At 60.7% G+C, this 8,293-nt stretch carries 7 protein-coding genes; 5 read left to right on the forward strand and 2 right to left on the reverse strand.

The annotated features are described in order from the left end of the window. The first annotated feature begins 424 nt into the window (after positions 1–424). Complete coding sequence (locus ABY454_RS11505) at positions 425–1,348, forward strand: ankyrin repeat domain-containing protein (RefSeq protein ID WP_372930813.1); 924 nt, start codon at positions 425–427, stop codon at positions 1,346–1,348. Between the two features lie 29 nt (positions 1,349–1,377). Here the strand turns inward: ABY454_RS11505 and ABY454_RS11510 are convergent, their stop codons facing one another. Together ABY454_RS11510 and ABY454_RS11515 are read right to left on the reverse strand one after the other, a co-directional pair. Then, positions 1,378–1,971 carry a cytochrome c gene (locus ABY454_RS11510; RefSeq protein ID WP_372930815.1) on the reverse strand — a complete coding sequence of 198 codons (594 nt, stop codon included), beginning with the start codon at positions 1,969–1,971 and terminating at the stop codon, positions 1,378–1,380. A gap of 117 nt (positions 1,972–2,088) precedes the next feature. Next, on the reverse strand, positions 2,089–3,753 hold the full coding sequence (locus ABY454_RS11515; protein WP_372930817.1) for a pyrroloquinoline quinone-dependent dehydrogenase: 1,665 nt from the start codon (positions 3,751–3,753) through the stop codon (positions 2,089–2,091). Positions 3,754–4,191: 438 nt separating this feature from the next. On the opposite strand from ABY454_RS11515, the gene ABY454_RS11520 reads away from it, so the two are divergent. The 4 genes from ABY454_RS11520 to ABY454_RS11535 form a co-directional block, all read left to right on the forward strand. Then, positions 4,192–5,385: an ABC transporter substrate-binding protein gene (locus ABY454_RS11520; RefSeq protein ID WP_372930823.1), complete on the forward strand. Its 1,194-nt coding sequence runs from the start codon at positions 4,192–4,194 to the stop codon at positions 5,383–5,385. A 25-nt stretch (positions 5,386–5,410) separates the two neighbouring features. Then, positions 5,411–6,388, forward strand: coding sequence for a PQQ-dependent catabolism-associated beta-propeller protein (locus ABY454_RS11525; protein ID WP_372930819.1), 978 nt, complete (start codon positions 5,411–5,413; stop codon positions 6,386–6,388). Between the two features lie 216 nt (positions 6,389–6,604). Continuing rightward, on the forward strand, positions 6,605–7,435 hold the full coding sequence (locus ABY454_RS11530; RefSeq protein ID WP_372930821.1) for a DUF1295 domain-containing protein: 831 nt from the start codon (positions 6,605–6,607) through the stop codon (positions 7,433–7,435). Then, the coding region (locus ABY454_RS11535) for a cyclopropane-fatty-acyl-phospholipid synthase family protein (RefSeq protein WP_372930822.1) at positions 7,432–8,293 on the forward strand (862 nt) is incomplete at its 3' end. The genes ABY454_RS11530 and ABY454_RS11535, both read left to right, overlap by 4 nt.

Consider the following 8,293-nt stretch of genomic DNA (forward strand, 5'->3'; position numbering starts at 1 on the left):
ATCCGGCCTCTCCGGGCCTGTGGCAATGGCAAGCGCCTTCTCACCGTTGGTCGCGACCTTGGTGCGATACTGATCTTTCAGGACACCCGATATCACCGTGATATTGGTCGGAGTGTCGTCGACGATCAGAACGAGTCTTTTGCCATTGGACATTCGGTTGCCGCCCCTGCCGCCGCAGAGCTTCCCTCACCCACCAGGCACAAATCGGCATTGCGCGCCAAACTCTGCGCTGTGTCGTTGTATCATGGATCGCCAGTGGCTTCGCCAGAATTGGCTTCCAGCCGACCTGACACCCTCACCACAAAGTCCGTGACTTAAGAGCCGTAGAGCGGGCAAGGTGCGCCCTGGTGAATTCCCATTAATCGCAAAACGGGCTCGCCGCGCGCGACCGTCAGGCGATAATAACGCATTCTGGAGGACCCCAATGTCTCTTGTTCGCCTTAGCTGCGCGCTCACCCTCGTTTGCCTGATTGGACTGCCTGAGAATGCCTCGGCCGCCAAACGCCGTGCCTGCCTGAACCTCGAACAGGGCTACGCGCAGATCGCGCAGGGTGCGAGCACTGTCGAGGTCAACAACACGCTCTTCTCGGCCACGGACAAGGGCTGCGAGGCGCTAGCCCGCCTGGCGCTCAAGGATGGCGCTTCGCTCCAGGCGCGCGACCGGTTCGGGGCCAAGCCCCTGTCCCATGCGGCCGCGTCGGGACAGCCCGAACTTGTGACGCTTTACCTCGATCACGGAGCGCCGATCGATGCGCGCAATCTCGACGGCTCAACCGCGCTTTTTAAGGCCGCGGAGAACGGCCGGCTGGAGGTCGTGAAACTCCTGGTGGAGCGAGGCGCCAAGGTGGATCTTCCCGGTCGCAGCGGTATCACCCCGCTCGCAGCGGCCGCCTATATGGGGAGCGAACCGATTGCCGCTTACCTGATCGAGCAGGGTGCCGATCCGAGCTGGATCGACGCCACGAAAAAGTCAGCGATCGTCTACGCGGCGGGGCGCGGCTTTCTACCGGTCACCCGGCTCCTTCTCGACAGCGGCGTCGACATCAATGCGCGCTACGGCAATAATCTCACCGCGTTGATGTGGACGGCAGGCTATTCGAGCGAAGCAGGCGTCTTGGACATCGTGGAGGTGATGAAGCTGCTCTTGGATCGCGGTGCCAATGTCGACGATCGAGACAATCGCGGCCGCACCGCGCTCATGATCGCGGCGGAGCTAAATCACACTGCCGTCGTCGACGTGCTGCTCGAGAGCGGCGCGGATAAGAGCCTGAAGGACGATCAGGGCAAGACGGCGGCCGACCTCACGTCGCTGACAGCGTTGCGCGAGAAGCTGGCGGACGCGCAGTAGCCGAGCGGCCGCAACCGAGACAATTGGAGCTACAGGCCGGCCAGGTAATGCGCCATGGCTTCGAGGTCCTCCTCGCTGAAGGAGTCCATCAGGGACCCCTTGGCCGGAGAATTCTTGCGGACCTTGTTTTTGAAGTCCTTCATGGTTTGCTGCAGGTAGACCACTTGCTGTCCCGCAAGCCTGGGCACACGGCTGTCGCCCTGGTAAGTACTGTGACACTGTGAACACTGCCCGGCCGCAAGTGCGCTGCTGCCCTTGCTTGCCTTGCTGTCATCCAGTTCAGCCGCAACCTTCGGCCAAGGCTGTTCCGAAAAATGCTGGGCCAGCGCCTTCATGTCATCCTTGCTCAGGTTCTGAACCATTTGGCTCATAATGGGATTGGCGCGGCTACCTGACTTGTAGTCTTTAAGCTGCACGTAGAGATAGTAGTACTCCTGCCCGGCAAGAACGGGAATATCCGCACTGACCGGAACACCCTCTGCTCCATGACAGCCCTGGCAGGTCGCGATGGTCTGCTCGATGCTTTGTTCCTGTGCGTGCGAAACCCCGCCCAAGGTCAATAGCGCAGCCAACGCAATCAGGTAACGGGTCGGCCGGTGACGGTAATCAGTTTTTCTATGCATTGGATAACACTCACAAAGGTGTGTGGCAGATAACACCCTACCTGCCGTCGTGAAAAGGACGGAGCACACTAGGCGCTCCGTCCTCAGCTATTCTAACCGTTCAGCAGGCAAACGCTATCAATCGACCGTGAAGGCGATGATGTTGTTGCCACGCTTGAAGTCGATCTGGGTGTTACCACCTGCACCAACAACGATGTACTCCTTGCCGCCCACCGAATAGGCCGCCGGCGGCGCATTGACGCCAGCACCCGCAAAGAACGACCACAGCACGTCGCCGCTCTCGGCATCGTAGGCGCGGAACCAACCGTCGCCTTCACCGGTGAACACCAGACCGCCAGCAGTAGCAAGCGCACCGCCCATCATCGGGAGCGGCGTCTTCTTCTGCCACTTGATCTTGCCGGTGTTGTAGTCGACGGCCGTCACGTTGCCGAACTGATCGGAACCCGGGATCACCTTAAAGGCGCCACCGAGCCAGAGCTTGCCGCCCGGATAGGGCGAGCTCTCGACGTGATAGGTCATCGGCTGATGAAGGTTGACCGCGTAGGTCAGACCCAGATCGGGATTGACCGCCATCGGCGACCACTCCACGCCACCATTGGCGCCCGGAAGCATCTTGGCACCTTCAGCCGTCGGCAATGTCCACATGCCAGTCTGATCGACCATGGCCTCTGAGAAGCGGATGAGGCTGCAGTCATCACGATTGTGGACATAGACGTTACCCGTTTTGCCGCCATGAATGACGCCTGGGATCATCTTGCCGTCCTTATCCTTCACATCGACGAGGATCGGCGGACTCACTGCGTCGAGATCCCAAACATCATGAGCGATGTACTGCATGTGGCACACATACTTCCCGGTGTTGAGATCGACCGCCACCAAGGAGTCCGTGTAGAGATTGTCGCCCGGACGGATAGAACCGTCGAGATCAGGCGACGGATTGCCGACGACGAAGAAAATTCGCTTCGTCTTGAGATCGACAGCCGGGTTCTGCCACACACCGCCACCGAGGGTCTTATAGGGATCGCCCAACTTCTTGAGCGCTGCCTTCTCGGCCGCGATGTCGCGGTGCATGTCCTTACCCGTGGCATCATGCGTCGCCCAAACACCGACGGAATTTTCAGGAATCGTATGGAAGTTCCACACGAGCTTGCCCGTTTCGGCATCATAGGCGCGGACGAAACCGCGGATCCCGTATTCGCCACCATTGGTGCCGATCAGAATCTTCCCGTCGACAGCGGTTGGCGCCATCGTCTCCGAGTAGCCTAGCTCGGGATCAGCGATCTGCGTCTCCCAAACCAAGCTGCCGGTCTTGGCGTCAAGCGCAACGAGCTTAGCGTCAAGCGTGCCCATATAGACCTTGTCTTTATGGATGGCGACGCCGCGATTGTTTGGACCACAGCAATAGGTCGTAACCGGGCCCATCTTGTGCTTGTAGTGCCAGAACTGCTCGCCGGTCTTCGCGTCAATCGCGTAGACGTGGTTGAACGACGTAGTGACATACATCACCCCGTCGACAACAATCGGGGTTGTCTCCAACGACTCGACGACTTCGGTCTGGAAGATCCAGGCCGGACGAAGCTTGCCAACATTGGATTTGTTGATCTGCTTGCCCTGATAGTACCGGGTCTGGTCATAGTTCAGGTTGGTGTGAAGATTGTTCTTCGTGTCTGTCGCCGCTCCGCTGAGCATTTCCTGCGTCACTGTTGGCACAGGTGCGGGTTTGGTCGTGGTTGTTGCGACTTTCTCCTCGGCCAGAGCCACTCCAGCTCCGGCAAGACTCACTATTAGCGCACCAGCAATTGTGGCGGCTGTTTTACAGCTCCGCATATTTTCCTCCCTTTGGAACAAACAAAAGCCCTTTAAGCCGACCGTTTCCGGCCGGCAGCTCCAGGCGGGCTTGGCAGGGGGAGCGTGCGCGCCACCTTGGAAAATGTCAATAAATCTGTGCCTGATCTCCAACTTCGGACTTCGTATTCGCAGCGAATTCTGCCAACACTTCCCGGCGAAGTTGCTACGTACAGCGGCTTGGAGCGGCTACACTTCACTTCCAACCGCGGGTGGGTTGCCGCGCAGACGTCCGCAAGGAGTCTTTTTGTGTCAGTAGGTTATCCTGTTCCACTCCAATGGCCCGGTCGGCTCTCAAGCTCAGCGCGCCGGACAACCCGTTGGCTCGGACACCTTTGGTCAAGAGCGCTTTTTGCAGGATTCCTCGGATTTCTACTGTCGGCCCCCGCGCCTCTTTATGCCACCGAAGGCGGGGCCTCACGGGCCTCGGACGCTAGCGCGCCAGAGTCCACTTTGGTCTCCATTGGGTACCTGAAACAGGAGCTGGAGCCATTCGTTCCCCTGTCGCGATTGAACGTAAAGCCTGAGGATTTGGGCGTCGCGGGCGCAAAAATCGCGCTGCGCGACAACAACACCACGGGCAAGTTCACCAACCAGCACTTCACACTCGACGTCGAACGCGTGCCGGTCGGTGGCAATGCCGTCGCCGCTCTCAAGAAGCTGGTCGAAGCCGGTCATCACTTTGTGCTGGTCGATGCGCCGGCGGACGTTCTGCTCAAGCTCTCAGACGCCGTCAAAGGCAAAGACGTACTTCTGTTCAATGTGAGCGCACCCGATATCCGTCTGCGCCAAGAAGACTGCCGGGCAAACGTGCTTCACACCGCGCCCGATCTCGCCATGCTTGCGGACGCGCTTGCGCAATATCTCGTTTGGAAGAAGTGGTCGCGCTGGCTTGTGGCGAAAGGCCCCTTCCCCGAAGACCAAGCCTATCTCGAAGCAATCCGCCGCTCGGCGAAACGCTTCGGCGCCACGATCGTCGAGGAGCGACCTTACAAGGCGACACCGGGCGCACGGCGCACTGATACCGGCCAGCAGATGATCCAACTCCAGATGCCTGTCTTCACGCAAGGCGCGCCCCATTACGACGTGCTGATTGTTGCAGACCAGCGGGAGATCTTTGGCCCGTATCTGCCGTTTCGGACTTGGGACCCGCGTCCCGTCGCCGGCACGGCAGGACTTCAAGCCAAGAGTTGGCATCCGGCGCATGAGCAATGGGGCGCAACGCAGATGCAAAACCGCTTCCAGCGTTTTGCAGACCGGTTCATGCTACCTTTGGATCACCAAGCCTGGATCGCTGTGCGCGCCATCGGCGAAGCGGCCTCGCGCACCAGTTCGGGCGCGTATGCCTCCATCAACACCTATATTCGCGGCGATAGGTTCGATCTCGCCGCCTTCAAGGGGCAAAAGGTGACGTTCCGCAAATGGGATGGCCAACTTCGTCAGCCCCTTATCATCGCCGGCGCGGAGCTACCGGTTTCGACATCGCCGCAGAAGGGGTTTCTGCATGAGCACGAAGAAACCGATACGCTTGGCATCGATGAGCCCGAGAGCAAATGTCAGCTCCAATAAGAGACCGAACCGCCGGGAGAACGCCGTGAACACGAACGCCGTGAAAGTTCTGTCATTTGCCGCCGCGCTTGCCGCATTCACGATGCCCGCGCACGCCTACACGGTCTACATCTCCAATGAAAAAGGTAACTCGCTGACCGTGATAGACAGCGAGACATTGCAAGTGCTGACGACGATCCCGGTTGGGCAGCGGCCACGCGGCATCATCTTGACCAAGGACGGCCGCCGCGTCCTCGTCTGCGCCAGCGACGACGACACCGTGCAAGTGCTCGATGTGGACTCAAGGGAGATCGTGGCGGACCTGCCGTCCGGACCCGACCCGGAGCTGCTCAACCTGCACCCGTCCGGCAACCCGGTCTATATCGCCAACGAGGACGACAACCTCCTCACCGTGGTCGATCTCAATACTAAGGAAGTGCTCGCGGAAGTCGAGGTCGGCGTGGAACCCGAAGGCGTCGGCGTTAGCCCGGACGGTAAGACGGTGGTTGTGACGTCCGAGACGACTAACATGGCCCATTTCATCGATACGGAAACCTTTGAGATCACCGACAACGTGCTTGTCGGCACGCGGCCACGTTTCGCCGAGTTCACGGCGGACGGGAAGCAGTTGTGGGTCACCTCGGAATTGGCGGGCTCGGTCACGGTGATCGATGCGCAAACGCGCGAAGTGATCAAGGTCATCAAGTTCGAGATTCCGGGCGTGCAGCAGATCTACATCCAGCCCGTGGGCGTGCGCGTGACCAAGGACAGCACGAAGGCCTTCGTGGCGCTGGGCCCCGCCAATCGCGTCGCCGTCATCGACGCGAAGACTTACGAGGTCCTAGACTATCTGCTCGTGGGCAAGCGGGTCTGGCAGCTCGGCTTCACGCCAGACCAGAAACTCCTGTTTGCCACCAACGGCAACAGCAACGACGTGTCGGTGATCGATGTCGACAGCCTGAAGGTCGTCAAGTCGATCCCGACCGGCACCGCGCCATGGGGCGTGGCGATCTCGGAAGACTGAACGGCGCGTAGCCGCAATCCCGCTAGCTTTTGATCGCGTCATTGAAGCTCTTGGCGGCCGTCTCGAGCGACTTGGTGAAGGCGTTGCGGGACTCTATCTAGCGCCTGGCTCATCGCGACCCATGACGCCTGTGGCATCTGCCCTTGCCGAATTGATCCGGGCGGCCACTGTTCGCGTAACCCGCGCATAGAGAGCGCTTGTCAGGAGGTAGCCGGCTTGAGCTTAACGTTCATCCTGTGGGTGGCGGCGCTGCAAATGGCGGCCATGTCCCTGATCATGGCGGGGGGATGGCTCCTGCAACGGCGGACAGGAAACAGCGGGTTTGTTGACGCTGCTTGGACCTTCGGGCTTGGCGCGGTCGGCGCTGCGTCCGCGCTCCTGGTCCTACCGGGAGGCGACGGGCCAACGGCGCGCCAGACCATCGTCGCCGCGCTTGTCGCCGCCTGGAGTGTTCGGCTTGGAACCCACATCGTGCAGCGGACCCGCACGATCGCCGATGACCCTCGCTATGCCGCTCTGATGAACGACTGGGGTGCGGAGGCCCCGAGGCGTCTGTTCGTGTTCCTGCAGCAGCAAGCGATTGCCTCGCTACCCCTGGCATTGACCATCTTCGTCGCCGCGCAGAACCCGGCCCCGTTCTCGCGGGTGCAGGACTGGCTCGGTCTGATTGTGATCGTCGCCGGCATTGCCGGCGAAGGACTCTCGGACCGGCAGCTTCGCCGCTTCGTTGCGACACGGAAAGAAGGCGCGCGCGTCTGCGACATCGGCCTCTGGAGCTGGTCGCGGCATCCCAACTACTTCTTCGAGTGGATGTTCTGGCTCGCCTTCCCCATGTTCGCCATCGACTTCAGCGGCTCGTATCCGTGGGGCTGGCTTGGGCTTGTAGGCCCCGCCCTCATGTATGGCCTTCTCGTCCACGTTTCGGGTGTCCCACCGCTCGAGCTGCATATGGTGGCCAAACACGGCGATGCATATCGCGCTTACCAGCAGCGTACGAGCGTCTTCTTTCCGCTGCCACCGCGCAACACCGAGAGGAGCCCAGCATGAGCCTCAAAGCCGCGGCCACCCGGATTGCCGATCATATACCGGTCCCCGATGCCATCACGCGCTTCGCCATCGAGACGTTTGTTCGCCGGACGCGGGCTTCGTTGCCGGATGACGGAGAGGCGGCAACGCGCGATTTCGCCAAAGCCATGTTGGGACGGCCCATCGCCGCGCACCCCAATGCGGCCAACGCGCAGCACTACGAGGTGCCGGCCGAGTTCTTCGAGCTCGTGCTGGGTCCACGGCGCAAATACTCGTGCTGTCTCTACGAGGGCAGCGACACCACCTTGGCCGAGGCCGAGGAACTGGCCTTGGCCGAGACGCTCCGCCGCGCCAGGATCGATCAAGGCATGCGAATTTTGGAGCTCGGCTGCGGCTGGGGCTCGCTTTCGCTGTTCATGGCCGAGCGGCTGCCGCAAAGCACGATCCTCGCCGTGTCTAACTCACACTCCCAGCGAGCCTCTATCGAAGGCCTAGCAAAGGCCCGCGCGCTCGACAATCTTCAGGTCGTCACCGCGGATGTGAACGCGTTCGATCCCGGCGAGACGTTCGATCGCGTGATCTCGGTGGAAATGTTCGAGCATGTCTCAAACTGGCCCGAGCTGTTGTCGCGCGTGCGGCCATGGCTCAATCCGGATGGCCTCCTGTTCCTTCATGTGTTCAGCCATGCTCGCGTGCCCTATCGGTTCAACCACGAGGACCCCAACGACTGGATCGCGCAGCACTTCTTCACCGGTGGCATCATGCCCAGTCACGATTTGATCGGTGCGTTCGGCGCTCCGTTCAAAGTCGTTGAGACCTGGCGCTGGAACGGGAGGCACTACGCACGCACCGCGAACGACTGGTTGGCCAACATGGATC

This window comes from Methyloceanibacter sp. (assembly GCF_041573655.1).
Taxonomy (GTDB): Bacteria; Pseudomonadota; Alphaproteobacteria; order Rhizobiales; family Methyloligellaceae; genus Methyloceanibacter.